The sequence below is a fragment of the Burkholderia sp. HAN2018 genome (genome assembly GCF_024704855.1).
Classification (GTDB): domain Bacteria; phylum Pseudomonadota; class Gammaproteobacteria; order Burkholderiales; family Burkholderiaceae; genus Burkholderia; species Burkholderia cepacia.
The window spans coordinates 1-20,435 of record NZ_QOBB01000081.1; the positions used below are offsets into that span (position 1 = coordinate 1).

Below are 20,435 nucleotides of genomic sequence, written 5' to 3' on the forward strand. Positions count from 1 at the left end.
GACGTCGCTCGGCGTCGCGCTGGTGATCGGCGGCAAGGTGTTCGCCGCGATGAAGCGCTCGCTCGGCGCCGGCGAATGGATCAAGCGCGGAATCGGCGCGGCGCTGCTGGCCGGCGTCGGTGCGATCGCGCTCGGCCTCGATACGGGCGCGCTCGCACAACTGTCGACCGTCACGACGGGCGGACTCGAAACGAAGCTCGTCGACCGGCTCGGCGGGCGTGCCAACGGCACGCCGGCGGCAATGGCACCGGCCGGCGGTTCGGCGGAAAACGTGGCAGAACGCGCGGCGGACGGCTCGGCCAACGGTGTCGCGAACGGTTCCGGCGGCGCGATGATGGCCGCGACGGCCGATGCCGCGCAGGCCGGCGGCGCGATGATGCGCGCGGTGGACGCGACGCATGCGCCCGCCGCGCTGCCCGTCGAAGGCACGCTGCCGTCGCTCGACGGCGCGGTGCAGTGGCTGAACTCGCCGCCGCTGACGGCGGCCGGCCTGCGCGGCAAGGTGGTGCTGGTCGATTTCTGGACCTATTCGTGCATCAACTGCCTGCGCACGCTGCCGTACACGACCGCGTGGGCGCGCAAGTACGCGCCGTACGGGCTCGTCGTGATCGGTGTGCACGCACCCGAATTCGCGTTCGAACGCGACATCGGCAACGTGAAGAAGGCCGTGCACGACCTCGGCATCGACTTCCCGGTCGCGATCGACAACCGTTTCGCGATCTGGCGCGCATTCAACAACGAATACTGGCCCGCGCACTACTTCGTCGACGCGCAAGGCCGCGTGCGCCGTCACCACTTCGGCGAAGGCGAGTACGCGGAATCGGAGCGCGCGATCCAGTCGCTGCTCGCCGAGGCCGGCCATCCGGAAGCGCTGAACGTGCCGCTCGGGCTCGCCGGCGCGCCCGCGAAGGGGGCGCTCGCGGCGGCCGACAGCGCGGACGTCCGCTCGCCCGAGACCTACGTCGGCTACGCACGCGCCGAGGATTTCGTGTCGCCCGGCGGCGTGGTGCGCGATGCGGCGTATCACTATGCCGAGCCGGCCCGTCCCGATCTGAACGACTGGGGCCTCGCCGGCATGTGGCGGGTCGGCGCCGAACGCGCGACGCTCGCGGCGCCCGCCGGCCGCATCGTCTACCGCTTCCATGCGCGCGACCTGCACCTGGTGCTCGGCCCCGGCGAGGACGGCAAGCCGGTGCGCTTTCGCGTGACGCTCGACGGCGCGGCCCCCGGCGCCGCGCACGGCAGCGACGTCGATGCGCAAGGCTACGGCACCGTGACCGGGCAACGCCTGTACCAGCTGGTCCGGCAACCCGGCGCGATCGCCGATCGCACGTTCTCGATCGAGTTTCTCGATCCCGGCGTGAATGCCTATGCGTTCACGTTCGGCTGATCCCGGCCGGGGGCGGCGCACCGGCGCCGCGTCCGGGCCCCGCTTTCCATTCCGTCTTCCGAAGGAGCACACCGTGAACACCACCTCCCCCCGCGGTTCCGCGCCGCAACGGCGAAAGGCGATGCTGCGCCGCATCGGCGCCATCGCCGTCGCGGCGCTCGCCGTGTTCGGCTACCAGCGCATCGTCAACTCCGCCGAGGCGATGCGCACCGTACCCGCGCCCACGCTCGACGAAACGCCCGGCACATCGCACGACGAGACGGCCGTGTTCGCCGGCGGCTGCTTCTGGGGCGTGCAGGGCGTATTCGAGCACGTGAAGGGCGTGAAGCAGGTCACGGCCGGCTATGCGGGCGGTGCGTCCGAAACCGCGCACTATGCGCTCGTCGGCTCGGGGCTGACCGGACACGCGGAATCGGTTCGCATCGTCTACGACCCGACCCGGATCACGTACGGCCGGCTTCTGCAGGTGTTCTTCTCGGTCGCGCACGATCCGACCGAGCTCAACCGGCAGGGCCCCGACGAAGGGTCGCAATACCGGTCGGCGATCTTCCCGACCACCGCGCAGCAACGCGCGGTCGCGACCGCGTACATCGCGCAGCTCGGCACCGCGCACGTGTTTCCGGCGCCGGTCGTCACGCGCGTCGAGGACTACAAGGGGTTCTACCCGGCCGAGGCCTACCACCAGAACTACCTCGAGCTGCACCCCGACGCGCCGTACATCGCGTACAACGACATGCCGAAGATCGCCGGGCTGAAGCAGTACTTCCCGGCGCTGTACCGCACCGACGCGGTGCTGTGGCGCGATGCGCGCTCGTGACCGCCACGCGGTCACGCGGCCGCGTGACGGGGTGACGGGGTTGACCGCGTAACGCCCGCCGCGCGGCCGAAGCCCGTGCGGCCACGCACGGCCGGCGCGAGCCGCCCGCGATCCGGTTTGCGCTGCATCAACGAAACCGCGGCCGCCGTGCCGGGGCAAACCCGCATCGCGTCCGCCGCGACCGGCAACTTCGCGTAGACTTCTCCAGATCCCCGCCGCATCTTGCGGCGCCCGGAATTCCAGTCCAGCCCGGAGACGTCACGCATGCGAGCAGTGCCCTTCCCTGACAGCGGCACCCTTGGAGAACCCTCTTCCGGCTCGGCCGTGCGCGACTTGCGCCGCGTGCCGATTCATCCCGATTACTGGTACCCGCTCGCGTGGTCGCGCGAGCTGAAACGCGGCAAGACACTCGGCGTGCGCTTCGCCGGCGATCCGATCGTGCTCGTGCGCACCGAATCCGGCGCCGTGTACGCGCTCGAGGATCGTTGCGCGCACCGCCAGGTGCCGCTGCACGCGGGCGTCGTGAGCGGCGAGACGCTGCGCTGCTGTTATCACGGCTGGACCTACGCGTGCGACAGCGGCCGCTGCGTCGACGTGCCGTACCTCGGCCGCGAGCGCCTGCCCAACGGCGTGCGCGCGTATCCGTGCCGCGAAGCGCACGGGCTGATCTTCGTGTTCCCGGGCGACGCGACGCTCGCCGACTCGCGGCCGTTCCCCGCGCTCGAATCGGCGGACGACCGCGCGTTCAAGACGCGCCGCTTCGGCCGCGAGGTCAAGTGCCACTACTCGTTCATGCACGAGAACCTGATGGACATGAACCATCAGTTCCTGCATCGCAAGCAGATGGGGCAGATGCGTGCGCGCTCGGTCGGCCGGCGCCGCGGCGACGACTGGGTCGAGGTGGACTACACGTTCGCGCGGATGGAAGGCAAGCAGCCGGTCGGCGAGGCGCTCGTGTTCGGCGCGAGCAAGAAGCCGGGCGAGCAGGCGGACAAGAGCGTGATGACGGTGCGCACCGGTTATCCGTACCAGACACTGCAGATCCGCTCGAGCGAAGGCACGCTCGTGATGGACCTGTGGATCGTCTACGTCCCGCTCGACGCCGAGCAGCGCACCAACCGCACGTTCGGACTGCTGTCGATCCACAAGCCCGGCATACCGTTCGCGCTCGATCTCGCGTGGCCGCTGCTCGTCTGGTTCACCGAGCGCATCTTCCGCGAGGATCGCTGGATCGTCGAGCGCGAGCAGGAAGCGCATGACCGGCAGGGCGCCGACTGGAACCACGAGGTGTTTCCGGTCATCAACGAGCTGCGCGACCTGCTGCGCCAGTGCGGCGCGCGCACGGTGATCCCGATCCGCGAAGCGCGCGACGGCGCGTGACTTGAGCGGCGCGCCGGTGCGCGCGCCGTTCGTTACAAGCGGAACGCGCCCGGCAGCAATGCGTGGGCCGTCGTGACGTCGACGGCCCCGTTCAGGTTGGCCAGGATCACTTCGATGTCCGGCGTGCCGATCTCGATGATCACCTGGCGGCATGCGCCGCACGGCGCGATCGGGCCGACCGTGTCGCCCACGACCGCGAGTCGCGTGAAATCCCCCGGACGATAACCGGCGGCGATGGCCGCAAACATCGCCGTGCGTTCCGCGCAGTTGCAGAGTCCGTAAGACGCGTTCTCGACGTTGCAGCCGTGAAAAACCGTCCCGTCGCGCGCCAGCAGCGCGGCGCCGACCTTGAAGCGGGAATACGGCGCGTACGCGCGCTCGCGCGCCGCCTTCGCCGCTTCGATCAGTTCGTGTCGTTCCATCTCGTCGTGCCTCCGATTGTGTGCCGGGGAGCATCGGCGCGGCCGCATCCCGGCCGCCACGATACGCCCGTGGCGTGAAGCGATCGCCGGTATCCGCACCGTGCGATCGGTCAGCCGATCCGCTGATAGAGGGTCGGCGGCGCGTCGCCCGTCTCGCCCAGCACATAGCTGCGCTGGATCGCATCCACCGCGTGCGCCGCGGCGGCTGCGTCGCGGGCATGCACATGGCCGAGCGGCTGGCCGGCTTCGACACGCTGCCCGATCTCCGCGAGCGCCGTCAGGCCGACACTGTAGTCGATCGCGTCCGCCGCGCGCGTGCGCCCGCCGCCGAGCGCGACGACCGCGAGCCCGAGCGCGCGGCAATCGACCCGCTGCACGACGCCGCTCACGCGCGACGGAACCGGTACGATCACCTCCGCCCGCGCAAGATGACGCGCGGGTGCGTCGATCAGGTCCGCGGGGCCGCCGAGCGCCGTGACCATCTTCGCGAAGCGTTCCGCAGCCGCCCCCGAATCGAGCGCGTGCTGCAACTTCACGCGCGCCGCCTCGACGTCGCGCGCCAGCCCGCCGGTGACGAGCAGCTCCGCCGACAGCGCCATCGTGACGTCATGCAGGCGCGCCGGGCGCGACTTGCCCGTCAGGTAGTCGATCGCGCACGCCACTTCGAGCGCATTGCCCGCGCACGGCGCGAGCGACTGGTTCATGTCGGTGAGGATCGCGGTCGTCTTCATGCCGGCGCCGTTGCCGACGTCGACGATGCTGCGCGCCAGTTCTGCCGACTGTTCGGCGGTCGGCATGAATGCGCCGGAGCCAACCTTCACGTCCATCACGAGCCCGTCGAGCCCGGCCGCGAGCTTCTTCGACAGGATCGACGCGGTGATCATCGCGATCGATTCGACGGTCGCCGTCACGTCGCGAATCGCATAGATGCGCATGTCGGCCGGCGCCAGCCGCGCGGTCTGCCCGATGATCGCGACGCCGACCTCGCGCACCGTGCGGCGAAACGCGTCCGTATCGGGCGTCACGTCGTAGCCGGGAATCGCGCTCAGCTTGTCGAGCGTGCCGCCGGTATGGCCGAGCCCGCGCCCCGAGATCATCGGCACGTAGCCGCCGCACGCGGCCACCATCGGCCCGAGCATCAGCGACACGACATCGCCGACGCCGCCGGTCGAATGCTTGTCGATCACCGGCCCGCCGAGATCGAGCGCGCGCCAGTCGAGCACGTCGCCCGAGTCGCGCTGCGCGAGCGTCAGCGCGACGCGCTCGTCGGTGCTCAGGTCGTTGAAAAATACGGCCATCGCGAACGCGGCCACCTGGCCCTCGGTCACGCTGCCGTCGGTCACGCCGCGCACGAACGCGGCGATCCCGTCGCGATCGAGCGGCTGCCCGTCGCGCTTCCGGCGAATGAATTCCTGCGGTAAAAACATCGTTGCCTCTCCTCGATCGTTCAGGTTCAGGCGCAAGTTCAATGGAGCGAAAAGAACAGGCCCGCAATCGCCGCGCTCATCAGGTTCGACAGCGTCGCGGCCGTCAGTGCGCGCAGGCCGTGCCGCGCGACTTCCGAGCGGCGCTCGGGCGCGACCGCGCTGAAGCCGCCCGCGAGGATCGCGATCGACGAGAAGTTCGCGAAGCCGCACAGCGCGAACGACACGATCGCGAGCGTCTTCGGGTCGAGCACCTGCAGGCCGGCCGCCGCGACGTGCTCGCCGCTCTTCAGGTACGGCGACAGGTCGCCATACGCGACGAACTCGTTGAAGATCAGCTTCTCGCCGATGAAGTTGCCGGCCAGTGCCGCGTCGTGCCACGGCACGCCGATGATCCACGCGAGCGGCGCGAACAGGTGGCCGATGATACCCACGAGCGTGATCTGCGGAAAGCCCGCGAACGCCGCCGCGCCGCTGACGATGAGGTTCATCAGCGCGATGAGCCCGACGAACGCGATCAGCATCGCGCCGACGTTGATCGCGATCCGCAGCCCGACCGACGCGCCCGACGCCGCCGCCTCGATCACGTTGGCGGCGCGCTTGTCGTCGAAGTCGAGCCCGTCGACCACGACGCGGCTCGGCTCGACCGTCGGAAACAGCAGCTTGCCGAACAGCAGGCCGCCGGGCACCGCCATGAACGACGCGGCGAGCAGGTATTCCATCTTCACGCCGAGGCCGGCGTAGCCGACCAGCACCGAGCCGGCGACCGACGCCATGCCGCTTGCCATCACCGTGAAGATCTCGGCGCTCGTCATGTTCCGCACGAACGGCTTCACGAGCGCGGGCATCTCGCTCTGCCCCAGAAAGATCGTCGCGACGGCCGAGCACGCCTCGATGCGGCTCACGCCGAGCACTTTCGCCAGTGCGGCGCCGAGGATCGCGACGATCCACTTCATCACGCCGATGTAGTACAGCACCGCGATCAGCGCGGTCACGAAGATGATCATCGGCAGCACGCGCAGGCCGAACACGAACCCGCCGTCGCCGAACAGCTGGAACATCCTGCTGTCGACGAGCCCGCCGAACACGAACGCGATGCCGTGATTGCCCATGTCGAGCACGCGATTGACGCCGTTCGCGGCCGCCGCCAGCGCCGTGCGGCCGGACGGCACGAACAGCACCAGCGCGCCGATCGCCAGCTGCGTGCACAGCGCGGCGACCATGGTCCGGCCGCTCACCGCGCGCCGGTTGTTCGACAGCAGATAGGCCACCAGCAGCAGGAACAGCATACCCAGGAGACTGCGCAGAATATCCACCTCGTACTCCTTGCTCTCAATGTTGTTGGACTGTTCGGCGGGCAGGCCCGGCGTGCCTGCGAAACGCCGTCGGTGGATATTACTCGCCGGCATGCACGCCGACAACGCAAACAAAATGGCCGCGTTCGAGCAACGTCGCGTGCTTCGTCGACTTGCTCAGTTCTTCTACATACCGGGAGATCGGCAAGACGGGATCACGCCACGATCCGTCCCAAATACTGAGAGAACTGGCGGGACGGTGTGCAGCGGGCAGAAGGAGTGCCGGCATGCACGGGAAGGCAAGATGAAGCATGCGGGGCGTGTCGCTCGACCCGACACGCCCCGCACGTTACACACGTTACGCTCCGTTCAGCCGGCGCGCTCGACCGGATGCGGTTCGCGCAGCCGGTTCGCGATCCGCGCGGCCTCGTAGTAGCCGGCGGCCGGCGGGCGCTTCAGGTAGCGTCCCGCGCCGCGCACCGCGCGCAATTCGCCGTCGGCCCATGCGAGCGCGCCGCGCGTGAGCGTATGCGTCGCGACACCCTGCACCGTCATCCCTTCGAACACGTTGAAGTCGACCTGCTGGTGATGGGTCTTCACCGAGATCGTCTTCGTCGCGGCAGGGTCCCACACGACGAGGTCGGCATCGGCGCCCACCTGCACGGCGCCCTTGCGCGGATACAGGTTGAAGATCTGCGCGGCATTCGTCGACGTGATCCGCACGAACTCGTTCGGCGTGATGCGGCCGTGATTCACGCCGTGATGCCACAGCACCGACATGCGATCCTCGACCCCGCCGCAGCCGTTCGGGATCTTCGTGAAATCGTTGCGGCCCATCGCCTTCTGCGACGCGCAGAACACGCAGTGGTCGGTCGCCGTCGTATGCAGTTGCCCCGCCTGCAGCCCGCGCCACAGCGCCTCGCGATGCTCGGCCGAGCGGAACGGCGGGCTCATCACATGCGCGGCCGCGCGCGTCCAGTCCGGATCGCGATAAACGGCCTCGTCGATCACCAGGTGGCCCGGCAGCACCTCGCCGAACACGCGCAGCCCCTCGCTGCGTGCGCGCGTGATCGCATCCACCGCGTCCTTCGCGGAGACGTGCACGATGTACACGGGCACGCCGAGCACCTGCGCGATGCGGATCGCGCGGTTCGCGGCCTCGCCCTCGACCTCCGGCGGCCGCGACAGCGGATGCGCCTCCGGCCCCGTCATCCCGCGCGCGAGCAGCGCCTTCTGCAGCTGGAACACGAGCTCGCCGTTCTCTGCGTGCACGGTCGGCAGCGCGCCGAGTTCGAGCGAACGCGAGAAGCTGTTCACGAGCACCTCGTCGTCGGCCATGATCGCGTTCTTGTACGCCATGAAGTGCTTGAAGCTCGACACGCCGTGCTCGCGCACGAGCGTACCCATGTCGCGATGCACGCTCTCGTCCCACCACGTCACGGCCACGTGGAAGCCGTAGTCGGCCGCCGCCTTCTCGGCCCAGCCGCGCCATTCGCGGAACGCGTCCATCAGCGGCTGCTTCGGGCTCGGGATCACGAAGTCGATGATGCTCGTCGTGCCGCCGGCGAGCCCGGCGGCCGTGCCCGAGTAGAAATCGTCGCTCGCGGTCGTGCCCATGAACGGCAGTTCCATGTGCGTATGCGGATCGATGCCGCCCGGCATCACGTACTGGTCGTGCGCGTCGACGACGCTCGCGCCGGCCGGCGCGTCGATCTGCTCGGCGATCTGGAGGATCGTGCCGCCGTCTTCAGGGTCCGCGCACAGAACGTCGGCGCGATAGGAGCGGTCCGCATCGACCACGGTGCCGCCGCGAATCAGGATTGCCATGGGGTTGCCTCCTCGTTGACTGTCGGGTGCCGCATCGCGCGTGTCATGCGCTCGCGATCTGCGCGCGCTGTCCGGCGCGCCACTTCATCCAGGTGCCGTACACGCCCGACGCCAGCACGAGGCCGACGAACCACGCGTACGTATAAAGCGTGTTGAAGAACGCCGGCACGTTCGGGAACGACGCCGGAAATGCCGTGTGCAGGAAGCCGGGCAGGTTCGGCAGCACGCCGACCGCGAGCGCGGCCAGCGCGGCCGGGTTCCAGCCGCGCGCGTAGCTGAAGCCGCCGCGTTCGTCGAACAGCGCGCGCGTGTCGAGCCGCGTGCCGCGAATCAGGAAGTAGTCGACCATCATGATCCCCGCCACGGGCCCGAGCAGCGCCGAATAACCGACGAGCCAGGTGAAGATGTAGCCGTCCGTCGTCGCGAGGATCTTCCACGGCATCATCACGATCGCGATGGTCGCGGTGATCATCCCGCCGGTGCGGTACGAGATCCCCTTCGGCCACAGGCTCGAGAAATCGTAGGCCGGGCCGACGAGATTCGCGGCGAGGTTGCAGCACATCGTGTCGAGCGTGAGGATCACGAGCGCGATGCCCACGCCGATGCCCGTCATCCGGCTCGTCAGGTCGATCGGATCCCAGATCGCGTTGCCGTAGATCACGACGGTCGCGGACGTCACGACGACCGACACCACCGACAGCAGTGCCATCGGCAACGGCAGCCCGATCGACTGGCCGATCACCTGGTCGCGCTGCGAATGCGCGAAGCGCGTGAAATCGGGGATGTTCAGCGCGAGCGTCGCCCAGAAGCCAACCATCGCGGTCAGGCCCGGCCAGAAGGTCGCCCAGAACAGCCCGGCCTTCTTGCCGCCCGCCGCGAACTGCGACGGCGCCGACAGCATCGTGCCGAAGCCGCCCGCCTTCGACGTCGCCCACCACACGAGCGCCACGCACATCACGACCTTGATCGGCGCGGACCAGCTCTCGAGCCAGCGGATCGAATCGGTGCCGTGCCAGATGAAGTAGAGCTGCAGCGCCCAGAACACGAGAAAGCACGCGAGCTGCCCGAACCCGATGCCGACGACCGGCAGCGCGGCGCCGTGCAGCGCGTTGCCGGTCAGGATGTTCAGCAGCGTATAGATCGCACTGCCGCCGAGCCAGGTCTGGATCCCGTACCAGCCGCATGCGACGATCGCGCGCAACAGCGCCGGCAGCTTCGCGCCCTGCGTGCCGAACGACGCGCGCACGAGCACCGCGTACGGAATCCCGTGCTTCGCGCCCGCATGACCGATCAGCAGCATCGGCACGAGCACGATCAGGTTGCCGAGCAACACCGTCGTCACGGCCTGCCACGGCGACATGCCTTCCTGGATCAGCCCCGCCGCAAGCATGTACGACGCAATGTTCATCACCATCCCGACCCAGAGCGCCGCGAAGTGATACCACTTCCACGTGCGCTGCGCCGGCGTCGTCGGCGCGAGGTCGTCGTTGTACAGGCTGCCGCCCTGCGCCGCGGCGCCATCGGGATCGGCGGGATTCGCTGCGTGATTCATCGAACGCACTCCACGAAAACGTCGGCGCCGGCACCATGCGATGCCGGCCCGGGTGGAACGAAAAGCGACGATGCGGGGCTCTCCCGCGCCGCCGGACGCCGGTCAGGCAGCCTTCTTCGCGTGTTTCTCGGGTGCCGCCGCCGCACCTGCACTCGCCCCCGCGTCCGCGCTCGCCGGATTGTTCGGATGCGTGGTCCAGTTCGCGTAGTCGCCCGAATCGACGCGCTCCATCGTGATGCATTGCTCGACCGGACACACATGCATGCAAAGATTGCACCCGACGCATTCCGAGTCCACCACTTCGAAGTGACGCACGCCGTCCTTCGTCGCCGTGATCGCCTGGTGCGACGTGTCCTCGCACGCGATATGGCACAGCCCGCACTGGATGCAGCGATCCTGGTCGATGCGCGCCTTGATGTCGTACTTCAGGTTCAGGTATTTCCAGTCGGTCACGTTCGGCACCGCGCGGCCGCGGATATCGTCGAGCGTCGCGTAACCCTTCTCGTCCATCCAGTTCGACAGGCCGTCGGCGAGGTCCGACACGATCCGGAATCCATAATGCATCGCCGCGGTGCACACCTGCACGCTGCCGGCGCCGAGCACCATGAACTCGGCGGCGTCGCGCCACGACGAGATGCCGCCGATGCCGGAGATCGGCAGGTTCGGCGTTTCCGGGTCGCGCGCGATCTCCGCGACCATGTTCAACGCGATCGGCTTGACCGCCGGGCCGCAATAGCCGCCGTGCGTGCCCTTGCCGTCCACGGTCGGCATCGGCGCCATGTGGTCGAGATCGACCGCGACGATCGAGTTGATCGTGTTGATCAGCGACACGCCGTCCGCGCCGCCCTTGTACGCGGCGCGCGACCCCATCCGGATATCGCTGATGTTCGGCGTGAGCTTCACGAGGCACGGCAGCTTCGTGCCTTCCTTCACCCAGCGCGTGACCATCTCCACGTATTCGGGCACCTGCCCGACCGCCGCACCCATCCCGCGCTCGCTCATCCCGTGCGGACAGCCGAAGTTCAGCTCGACCGCGTCGGCGCCCGTATCCTCGACGAGCGGCAAGATCCATTTCCAGTCCCGCTCGTTGCACGGCACCATCAGCGACACGATCAGCGCGCGTTCCGGCCAGTCGCGCTTCACCTGCGCGATCTCTCTCAGGTTCACGTCGAGCGGACGGTCGGTGATCAGCTCGATGTTGTTCAGCCCCGCGATGCGCTGGCCGTTCCACTGCACGGCGCCGTAGCGCGAACTGACGTTGACGACGTGCGGATCGAGCCCGAGCGTCTTCCACACGACACCGCCCCAGCCCGCCTCGAACGCGCGGTTCACGTTGTAGGCCTTGTCGGTCGGCGGCGCGGACGCCAGCCAGAAGGGATTCGGCGAAGTGATGCCCGCGATGGTGCAGCGAAGGTCGGCCATGTTCGGCTCCGTGAGAGTGGGGTCGTGTTCGTTGTGCTCGTGGTGGTGGTATGTGACGCGCGCGGTGCGCTCACGCGGCCTTCGCGTTGCGTTGCGCGAGCGCCGCGTCGATCGACGCGGCCGCGCGCTTGCCGTCCTGCACGGCCTGCACCGTGAGGTCGATGCCGCCCGTCGCCGCGCAGTCGCCGCCGGCCCACACGTCGGGCCATGCGGTGCGCCCGTCCGCATCCACCGCGATACGCGTGGCGTCCGCCGTCAGCAGCGCGGCTGCGCCATCGTCCGGCACCAGCGTCTGGCCGATCGCCTTCAGCACCATGTCCGCTTCGACGGTGAAACGCTCGCCCGATGCCGCCTCGAACTCGACACCCGTCACCTGCCCGTTCACGCCCGCCATGCGCACGGGTTTCGCGTGCGTGACGAGCGTGACGCCGCTCTTCTGCGCGAATTCGCGCTCGGCCCACGTCGCGCTCATCGCGTCCACGCCACGCCGGTACACCATCGTCACGCGATCGGCGCCGAGCTTGCGGCTTTGCACCGCCGCATCGATGGCCGTATTGCCGCCGCCGATCACGACCACGCGCCGCCCGACCGGCACGTTCTCCAGCGCGTCGGCCTGCCGTACCTGCTCGATGAAGTCGACTGCGTTCATCACGCCGGCCAGTTGTTCGCCGTCGATCGCGAGCGCGCGCACGCCGGCGAGGCCCATCGCGAGAAACACCGCGTCGTGCTGCTCGCGCAGCGCGTCCAGCGCGATGTCACGGCCAAGCGCGACGCCGGTCTGCAGCGTGATGCCGCCCACCGACAGCAGCCACTCGACTTCACGTTGCGCGAAATCGTCGACGGTCTTGTACGCGGCGATCCCGTACTCGTTGAGACCGCCGGCCTTCGGGCGTGCGTCGAACAGCGTGACGCGATGCCCGGCGAGCGCGAGCCGGTGCGCACACGCGAGCCCGGCCGGCCCCGCGCCGACCACCGCGACGTGGCGGCCCGTGTCGGGCGCGCGCGTGAAGCGCACCGCGCCGGTCGCCATCGCCCAGTCGGTCGCATGCCGCTGCAGCGCGCCGATCGCAACGGGCTGCGCATCCTGGTGGTTGCGCACGCATGCGCCTTCGCACAGGATCTCGGTCGGGCACACGCGTGCGCACATCCCGCCGAGCGGATTCGCCGACAGGATGTCGGTCGCGGCGCCCTTCAGGTTGCCGTTGCCGATCTTGCGAATGAAGCTCGGGATGTCGATCTGCGTCGGGCAGGCCTGCACGCACGGTGCGTCGTAGCAGTAATGGCAGCGGCTGGCGGCGGCCGCGGCCGCGGTCGGATCGAGCAGCGGCGCGATATCGGCGAATTCGCACGAGAGTTGCGTGGACGACAGGCGATGCGCGGCGATATCGCCGGTTGGCTTGGTGGTCATACGCGTTCCTTCGACTGGGTGGAGACAAAGCCGTCCCCGCCGGCTGCGAATGCACAGTCGGGGCGGTCATCATTATCAGGAATGCTACGGTCAGGCGGTACGCAGCCTGCCGGCTGCTACGGTCCTTGCGTCATGAAGCCGGCTCGCATGCGCGCGACAGCATCGCGTGCAGCAGCACGTTCGCGCCGGCCTCGATCCATGCGGGCGTCGCGTCCTCGATCTCGTTGTGGCTGATCCCGTCGACACACGGCACGAACACCATCGACGTCGGCGCGACCTGGGCGAGATAACACGCATCGTGCCCCGCGCCCGACACGATGTCGCGATGCGAGTAGCCGAAGCGGTCGGCCGCACCGCGCACCGCTTCCACGCATGCGGAGTCGAACGCGACCGGCTTGTAATAGAAAATCTGCTCGAGCTGGGTCTCGAGCCCGATGTCGGCCGCGATGCGCGCCACACCATCGCGCAATGCAGCATCCATCTTCGCGAGCACCGCGTCGTCCGGATGACGGAAATCGACGGTGAAGAACACGCGTCCGGGAATCACGTTGCGCGAGTTCGGGTAGACCTGCATCATGCCGACCGTCGCGCAGCCGAACGGCGCATGATCGAGGCCGATCCGGTTGACCAGATCGACCACGCGCGACGCACCGAGCAACGCATCGCGCCGGCGCGGCATCGGCGTCGGCCCCGCATGCGCTTCCTGGCCGGTGAACGTGATCTCGTACCAGCGCTGCCCCTGCGCGTCGGTCACGACGCCGATCGTCTTGCACTCCGCTTCGAGTATCGGCCCCTGCTCGATATGCAGTTCGAACGCCGCGTGCAGCTTGCGCCCGCCGCACGGCACGTCGCCCGCGTAGCCGATGCGCGCCAGTTCCTCGCCGATCGTCTTGCCGTCCACGTCCTTGCGCGACAGCCCGTATTCGAGCGGGAAAACGCCCGCGAATACGCCGGATGCGACCATCGCGGGCGCGAAGCGCGAGCCTTCCTCGTTGGTCCAGATCACGACCTCGACCGGATGCTCGGTCTCGATACCGTGATCGTTGAGACTGCGAATCACCTCGAGGCCGCCGAGCACGCCGTAGATGCCGTCGAAGCGGCCGCCCGTCGGCTGAGAATCCGCGTGCGAGCCGGTAACGACCGGCGCCGCATCGGCCACGCGGCCTGCACGGCGCATGAACACGTTGCCCATCGTATCGACCGTCACCGTGCAGCCGGCGGCCTTCGCCCAGCCGACGATCAGGTCGCGGCCGGCCTTGTCGAGATCGGTCAGCGCGAGGCGGCAAACGCCACCCTTCGGCGTCGCGCCGATCTTCGCGACTTCCATCAGGCTGTCCCACAACCGCTTGCCGTCGACCTTGATCGACGTGTCGAAAGCTGCCCGCTTCACTGTTTCCGATACCGCGTTCATTCGTATCGCTCCTGTGGGGTCGGTGATGTCGTCAGCCCGGTCTGTGCCGGTGCGTGCAATACCTGTTTCGGGGCAATCCCGCCCATGCGCGGTGCATGTCCCGGTCGTGCGCGAAGTTCGTCCGACGAATCGCCGGAACTGCCTTCCGCCGCTCGTCGAATCCTGTCCGATTGGACAGGTTTTAGACGATCAAAATGACCAAAGCAATGTCTTTCTTTCGTGGATCGATAGAGCGAGAAACGTGCCATCGCAACGCAGCATCGCTGCGGATGCGCCGTTTCCGCATGCGTGCGTTCGACGCGGATCAGCGGCTAGAATGAAGCCCAACGCGGCATGCCCGCCGCGCGAGGGTAACGATGAGACATGACGAGGCGGCAGCCGAAGCGACCGACAGCGACGAAACGTCCGCGCCTTTGCGGCGACGCAAGGCACACATCCGCGAGTCCAACGAAGCGCATCTGCTCGCGTGTGCGGAGGCCGTGTTCGCGGAGCGCGGGCTCGACGGCGCGAGCACCGCGATGATCGCGGAGCGCGCGGGCCTGCCGAAGGCGAACCTGCATTACTACTTCCCGACGAAGCTCGCGCTCTACCGCCGCGTGCTCGACGACCTGTTCGAGGACTGGCATCGCGCGGCCGGCACGTTCGAGGCCGGCGACGATCCAGTGGAAGCGATCGGCGGCTACGTGCGCGCGAAGATGAATCTGTCGCGACGGCGCCCGCTCGGCTCGAAGGTCTGGGCCAACGAGATCATCCATGGCGCGGAGCACATGCAGGACATCCTGTCGCAACGCGTGAAGCCGTGGTTCGACACGCGCGTGAAGGTGATCGACGGCTGGATCGCACGCGGGCTGCTCGCGCCGATCGACGCGCACGCGCTGATGTACCTGATCTGGGCGACCACGCAGCACTACGCGGATTTCGATGCGCAGATCCGCGCGCTGAGCGGCAAGCGTGCGTTCACGCAGAAGGCGTTCGACGAGCAGACCGAGCAGGTCGTGCAGCTCGTGATTCGTGCGTGCGGGGCGGTATCGCCGCACGCGAAGGCGTAGCGCAACGCGCATCGCCATTCACTGAAAACGAAGCGGGCGAAGGTCAACGCGCAGAGAGGCCTGCGCGATGCCCTTCGCCCGTAGCACGATACGGTCAGCGTGCCGTATCGCGCGCGTGCGTCGTTACGTGCGTGCTACGCGTCAAGCAACGCGCTCGATCGCGATGGCCGTCGCCTCGCCACCGCCGATGCACAGCGATGCGATGCCGCGCTTCAGGCCATACGTCTCGAGCGCGGCCAGCAGCGTCACCATCACGCGCGCACCCGACGCACCGATCGGATGGCCGAGCGCACACGCGCCGCCGTGCACGTTGACCTTCTCGTGCGGCAGGTCGAGATCGCGCATCGCGGCCATCGGTACCACCGCGAACGCTTCGTTGATCTCGAACAGGTCGACGTCGCGCAGGTTCCAGCCGGTTTTCTCCGACAGCTTGCGCAGTGCGCCGATCGGCGCGGTCGCGAACAGGCCCGGCTTGTCCGCGTAGGTCGAGTGCCCGACGATCACGGCCTTCGGCGTGAGGCCCAGGCGCTCGGCTTCCGAGCGGCGCATCATCACGAGCGCGGCCGCGCCGTCCGAGATCGACGACGCATTGGCGGCCGTCACCGTGCCGCCGTCGCGGAAGGCCGGCTTCAGCGTCGGGATCTTGTCGAGTTTCGCCTTGCCCGGCTGTTCGTCGATCGACACGACGGTTTCGGACTTGCCGGCCTTCACGGTCACCGGCGCGATCTCCGACACGAAATGCCCTTCGGCGATCGCGCGTTGCGCGCGCGTCAGCGACGCGATCGCGAACGCATCCTGTGCGTCGCGCGTGAACTGGTACGCCTGCGCACAATCCTCCGCGAACGTGCCCATCAGGCGGCCCTTCTCGTACGCGTCCTCGAGCCCGTCGAGGAACATGTGGTCGAGCACCTGCCCGTGACCCATCCTCATCCCCGCGCGCGCCTTCGGCAGCAGGTACGGCGCGTTCGTCATGCTCTCCATCCCGCCCGCGACGGCGACACCCGCCGAGCCCGCCAGCAACAGGTCGTGCGCGAACATCGCGGCCTTCATCCCCGAGCCGCACATCTTGTTGACCGTGGTCGCGCCGGCCCCGAGCGGCAGTCCGGCCTTCAGCGCGGCCTGCCGCGCCGGTGCCTGGCCCTGGCCCGCCGGCAGCACGCAGCCGAACACGATTTCATCGATACGCTCGGCCGGCACGTTCGCGCGCTCGAGCGCCGCGCGAATCGCCACCGCGCCGAGGTCGCTCGCGCTGGCTGCCGCCAGGTCGCCCTGAAAACCACCCATCGGCGTACGCGCCGTGCCAACGATTACGATCGGATCCTGAGTCGTCATGATTCGCTTCCTCCAGTGTCAGCGCGGTGCCATGCGCAACGCGCCATCGAGACGGATGACTTCGCCGTTCAGCATCGTGTTTTCGGCGATGTGGCGCACCAGCGCCGCAAATTCTTCCGGGCGGCCGAGCCGCGGCGGGAACGGCACGCTCTTGCCGAGCGCGTCCTGCACGTCCTGCGGCATGCCGGCCATCATCGGCGTCGCGAAGATGCCCGGCGCGACCGTCACCACGCGAATGCCGAACCGCGCGAGCTCGCGCGCGATCGGCAGCGTCATGCCCACGACACCGCTCTTCGATGCCGCATACGCGGCCTGCCCGATCTGCCCGTCGAACGCCGCGACCGATGCGGTGTTGACGATCACGCCGCGCTCGCCTTCCGCATTGGCGTCCTGCTTCGACATCGCTTCGGCGGCCAGCCGGATCATGTTGAACGTTCCGACCAGATTGATCGACACCGCGCGCGCGAAGCGGTCGAGCGAATGCGGACCATCGCGGCCCACCACCTTCTCGCCCGGCGCGACGCCCGCGCAGTTGACGAGCGCGTCGATGCGGCCGAACGCGTCACGCGCGGCGGCGACGGCCGCCTGGCCGTCGGCTTCGCTCGTCACGTCGGTCTTCACGAAGCGTGCAGCCTCGCCGAGCGCGTGCGCGAGGCCCGCACCGGCCTCTTCGTTGACGTCCAGCAGCACGGCCTTGCCGCCTTCCGCGACCACCATGCGCGCCACCGCGGCGCCGAGGCCCGACCCGGCGCCCGTGATCAGAAAAACGCGATCCTTGATATCCATTCGCAATCCGTACAGTGTGTGTTCAGGGTTGAGCGGCCTTGTCGGCTTCCATCTTGCGCAACACGAAGCGCTGGATCTTGCCGCTCGGGGTTTTGGGCAGCGCATCGACGAAGTCGATCGCGCGGGGATAGGCGTGAGCGGACAGCCGCCGCTTCACGTGCTGGCTCAGTTCCTCGGCCAGTGCCGGCGTGCCGTCGAAGTCGTTCGACAGCACGACGAACGCCTTGACGATCTCCGTGCGCTCCGCATCGGGCACGCCGATGACGGCGGCCTCGCTCACGGCCGGATGCTCGATCAGCGCGCTTTCCACGTCGAACGGGCCGATCCGGTAGCCGGACGACGTGATCACGTCGTCCGCGCGGCCGATGAAGCTCACGGTGCCGTCCGGCTCCAGCTCGACGTTGTCGCCGGTCCGGTAATAGCCGCCCGCGATCGCCGGCGTGTCCTGTTGCCAGTAGCCATGGAACCACAGCAGCGGCGAGCGAGCGATGTCGATCGCGAGGTTGCCGGGCTCGCCGGGGCCGAGTTCGCGGCTCGCTTCGTCGAGCACCGCGACGCGGTAGCCGGGCATCGCGAAGCCGGCCGAACCGGCGTGGACGGCATGCGCGAGGCCGTGGTGGTTGTTCACGACCATCCCGAGTTCAGTCTGGCCGTAGTGATCGTAGATCGGCGCGCCGAGTGCCGCGTCGAACCAGCGCACGACTTCCGGATTCAGCGGCTCGCCCGCGCTGCTGACCACGCGCAGCTTGCCCTTCAGCCGCGCCGCCGCTTCCGTCCCGGCCGCCATCAGCATCCGGAACGCAGTCGGCGAGCCGGCGAGGCTCGTGATCCCGAGCCGTTCGATCACGTCGTACGTGCTGTCGACCGTGAAGCTGCCCTCGTAGAGCGTCGTCGCGTGGCCGAGCATCAGCGGGCCCGTGATCGCGTAATAGAGTCCGTATGCCCAGCCCGGATCGGCGATGTTCCAGAACCGGTCGCCCGCACGCAGGTCGACCGCTTCGCGCATGTACGCGCCGAACGCGAGCAGCGCGCGCAGCGGCACCGGCACGCCCTTCGGCAAACCCGTCGTGCCCGACGTCGACATCATCATGAACAGGTCGGACCCCTTGCGCAGCACCGGTTCGAACGAGTCGGACTGCGCATCGAGCGCCGCACGGAAATCGATGTCGTTTTCCGGCAGCGTCTCGCCCGGCTCGCGCACCGTCGCAACGGTCGGGCAAGCGGCGATCTCGTCGAGCTTCGCGCGATTCGCGACGTTGGTCACGACCAGGCGCGCGTCGCTCATGCGCAGCCGGTGCTCGATCGCCTTCGGGCCGAACGCGGTGAACAGCGGCTGGTAGACGGCGCCCGCGCGCCACGTGCCGAGGATCGTCGCGACGAGTTCGGGCGTGCGCGGCAACAGGCCCGCCACCACGTCGCCCGGCTTCACGCCCTGCGCGACCAGCAGGTTCGCGACGCGTGCCGACAGCGCCTTCATCTGCGCAAACGTGTAGCGGCGGTGCTGCCCGCCGGCGTCGATCCAGTCGAGCGCGATCGCGTCCGCGGAGGCGTGCCGGTCGCAGCATTCCACGCACGCGTTCAGGCCGCGCTCCAGGTCGCCGTGCAATTGCTGCGCGGCGGTCTCGATACTGAATCGGGCCACGGCGTCGGCGTAGGCCGGCACCGCCCGGGCGGTAGCTCCATCAGGCATGCGTGTCTCCTGTGCGTTATGGCCCCCGGCGAGCCAGGGGCGCGACGGGGATAGCTCGATAGTAGACAGCCCCCACATTGCAATCAATGACAAACGGAATCTAGAATCGTGATCGCTTTTGCCATGTCGGGAGGAGACAGGAAAATGGGGCCGCAGATGATTTCGCCGGATTTCGTCGACGACGCGCTCGCGTGCCTGCGCCGGCAACGCATCGCGACGGCGCCCGTGCTGCGCGCCGCCGGCCTGCCGGCCGCGGTGCGCGAGCCCGTCACGCCGCAGCAGTACGGCAGGCTGTGGCTCGCGATCGCCGGCGCCCTCGACGACGAATTCTTCGGGCTCGCCGCGCGCCCGATGCGGCACGGCAGCTTCACGCTGCTCTGCCACGCGGTGCTGCACGCCGGCACGCTCGACAAGGCGCTGCGGCGCGCGCTGCAGTTCCTGCGCGTGGTGCTGGACGAGCCGCACGGCGAGCTCGTCGTGGCCGACGGGCAGGCGCAGATCGTGCTGACGCAGACGGGCGCGCCCTACCCGGCGTTCGCGTACCGGACGTTCTGGCTGATCCTCCTGGGCGTCGCATGCTGGCTGATCGGCCGGCGCATCCCGCTGCAACGCATCGACTTCGCGTGCCCGAGCCCCGACCAGCGCAGCGACTATCACCAGTTCTTCGGCGTGCCCGTGCATTTCGACCGGCCCGACAGCCGGCTCGCATTCAACGCCGCCTACCTCGCGCTGCCGACGATCCGCTCCGAGCTGGCGCTGAAGACCTTCCTACGCGGCGCGCCCGGCAACCTGCTCGTGCGCTACCGGCACGATACGGGCTGGGTCGCGAAAACGCGCGCGCAGCTGAAGATGCTGCCGGCCGCCGAGTGGCCCGACTTCGATACGCTGGCCGTGCGCGTCGGCACGACGCCCGCGACGCTGCGGCGGCGTCTGCGCAGCGAAGGGCAAAGCTTCGCGGCAATCAAGGACGAGTTGCGCGGCGCGCTCGCCCAGTCGCTGCTGCGCGGGCATACGCTCAGCGTCGCGGAGATCGCGGTCGAGCTCGGCTTCACCGAGCCGAGCGCGTTTCATCGCGCGTTCCGGAAATGGACGGGCACGAGCCCCGGCGCGTTCCGTCGGGACGTGCATGCGGCCGAGGCGGAACCGGGAAGTGCGAGCGGATGATGCGGCAGGCGGTCGTCGACAGGCGTGCTGGGCCGACATGGAAACGCTCACTCGACGCTGATACGA

16 protein-coding genes are annotated in these 20,435 nt (G+C 68.7%); 5 read left to right on the plus strand and 11 right to left on the minus strand.

Annotated features, from left to right (window positions below; translation table 11 throughout):
- From DPV74_RS20560 to DPV74_RS20570, 3 genes are all read left to right on the plus strand, one after another.
- On the plus strand, nt 1-1,390 hold a 1,390-nt coding region (locus DPV74_RS20560; RefSeq protein ID WP_119337857.1), incomplete at its 5' end, for a thioredoxin family protein.
- A 121-nt stretch (nt 1,391-1,511) separates the two neighbouring features.
- Nucleotides 1,512-2,207 carry a peptide-methionine (S)-S-oxide reductase MsrA gene (gene msrA, locus DPV74_RS20565; RefSeq protein ID WP_049096759.1) on the plus strand — a complete coding sequence of 232 codons (696 nt, stop codon included), beginning with the start codon at nt 1,512-1,514 and terminating at the stop codon, nt 2,205-2,207.
- 264 nt (nt 2,208-2,471) lie between these two features.
- Nucleotides 2,472-3,587: an aromatic ring-hydroxylating dioxygenase subunit alpha gene (locus DPV74_RS20570; RefSeq protein ID WP_027792251.1), complete on the plus strand. Its 1,116-nt coding sequence runs from the start codon at nt 2,472-2,474 to the stop codon at nt 3,585-3,587.
- A gap of 32 nt (nt 3,588-3,619) precedes the next feature.
- On the opposite strand, the gene DPV74_RS20575 is transcribed toward DPV74_RS20570, so the two are convergent.
- The 8 genes from DPV74_RS20575 to DPV74_RS20610 form a co-directional block, all read right to left on the minus strand.
- Entirely contained in the window at nt 3,620-4,009 is a 390-nt protein-coding gene (locus tag DPV74_RS20575) for a cytidine deaminase (protein WP_119337858.1), read from the minus strand.
- A gap of 110 nt (nt 4,010-4,119) precedes the next feature.
- Complete coding sequence (deoA, locus tag DPV74_RS20580) at nt 4,120-5,436, minus strand: thymidine phosphorylase (protein ID WP_119337864.1); 1,317 nt, start codon at nt 5,434-5,436, stop codon at nt 4,120-4,122.
- A 38-nt stretch (nt 5,437-5,474) separates the two neighbouring features.
- Nucleotides 5,475-6,749 carry a NupC/NupG family nucleoside CNT transporter gene (locus DPV74_RS20585; RefSeq protein ID WP_060172617.1) on the minus strand — a complete coding sequence of 425 codons (1,275 nt, stop codon included), beginning with the start codon at nt 6,747-6,749 and terminating at the stop codon, nt 5,475-5,477.
- A 348-nt stretch (nt 6,750-7,097) separates the two neighbouring features.
- The gene (gene hydA, locus DPV74_RS20590; protein WP_059863802.1) at nt 7,098-8,555 is read right to left on the minus strand and encodes a dihydropyrimidinase; all 1,458 of its coding nucleotides are present in this window, start codon (nt 8,553-8,555) and stop codon (nt 7,098-7,100) included.
- Nucleotides 8,556-8,598: 43 nt separating this feature from the next.
- Nucleotides 8,599-10,107: an NCS1 family nucleobase:cation symporter-1 gene (locus tag DPV74_RS20595; RefSeq protein ID WP_048029018.1), complete on the minus strand. Its 1,509-nt coding sequence runs from the start codon at nt 10,105-10,107 to the stop codon at nt 8,599-8,601.
- Between the two features lie 102 nt (nt 10,108-10,209).
- Nucleotides 10,210-11,529 (minus strand): NAD-dependent dihydropyrimidine dehydrogenase subunit PreA, encoded by a 1,320-nt coding sequence (gene preA / locus DPV74_RS20600; RefSeq protein ID WP_021156780.1) that lies wholly within the window; start codon nt 11,527-11,529, stop codon nt 10,210-10,212.
- A gap of 70 nt (nt 11,530-11,599) precedes the next feature.
- Entirely contained in the window at nt 11,600-12,937 is a 1,338-nt protein-coding gene (locus DPV74_RS20605; protein ID WP_119337859.1) for an NAD(P)-dependent oxidoreductase, read from the minus strand.
- 130 nt (nt 12,938-13,067) lie between these two features.
- On the minus strand, nt 13,068-14,348 hold the full coding sequence (locus DPV74_RS20610) for a Zn-dependent hydrolase (RefSeq protein WP_021156778.1): 1,281 nt from the start codon (nt 14,346-14,348) through the stop codon (nt 13,068-13,070).
- Between the two features lie 356 nt (nt 14,349-14,704).
- Here DPV74_RS20610 and DPV74_RS20615 point away from each other — a divergent pair, with 356 nt between their 5' ends.
- Complete coding sequence (locus DPV74_RS20615) at nt 14,705-15,397, plus strand: TetR/AcrR family transcriptional regulator (protein ID WP_091925610.1); 693 nt, start codon at nt 14,705-14,707, stop codon at nt 15,395-15,397.
- A gap of 141 nt (nt 15,398-15,538) precedes the next feature.
- On the opposite strand, the gene DPV74_RS20620 is transcribed toward DPV74_RS20615, so the two are convergent.
- Genes DPV74_RS20620 through DPV74_RS20630 form a run of 3 tightly spaced genes read right to left on the minus strand, consistent with a single transcriptional unit; the run spans nt 15,539 to nt 19,205 of the window.
- Nucleotides 15,539-16,729: an acetyl-CoA C-acetyltransferase gene (locus tag DPV74_RS20620; protein ID WP_027792243.1), complete on the minus strand. Its 1,191-nt coding sequence runs from the start codon at nt 16,727-16,729 to the stop codon at nt 15,539-15,541.
- 18 nt (nt 16,730-16,747) lie between these two features.
- On the minus strand, nt 16,748-17,515 hold the full coding sequence (locus DPV74_RS20625) for a 3-hydroxyacyl-CoA dehydrogenase (RefSeq protein WP_027792242.1): 768 nt from the start codon (nt 17,513-17,515) through the stop codon (nt 16,748-16,750).
- Nucleotides 17,516-17,537: 22 nt separating this feature from the next.
- Nucleotides 17,538-19,205: an acyl-CoA synthetase gene (locus tag DPV74_RS20630; protein WP_059696950.1), complete on the minus strand. Its 1,668-nt coding sequence runs from the start codon at nt 19,203-19,205 to the stop codon at nt 17,538-17,540.
- 144 nt (nt 19,206-19,349) lie between these two features.
- On the opposite strand from DPV74_RS20630, the gene DPV74_RS20635 reads away from it, so the two are divergent.
- Nucleotides 19,350-20,369, plus strand: a complete 1,020-nt coding sequence (locus DPV74_RS20635) for an AraC family transcriptional regulator (protein WP_119337860.1) — start codon at nt 19,350-19,352, stop codon at nt 20,367-20,369.
- The last annotated feature ends 66 nt before the right edge of the window (nt 20,370-20,435 follow it).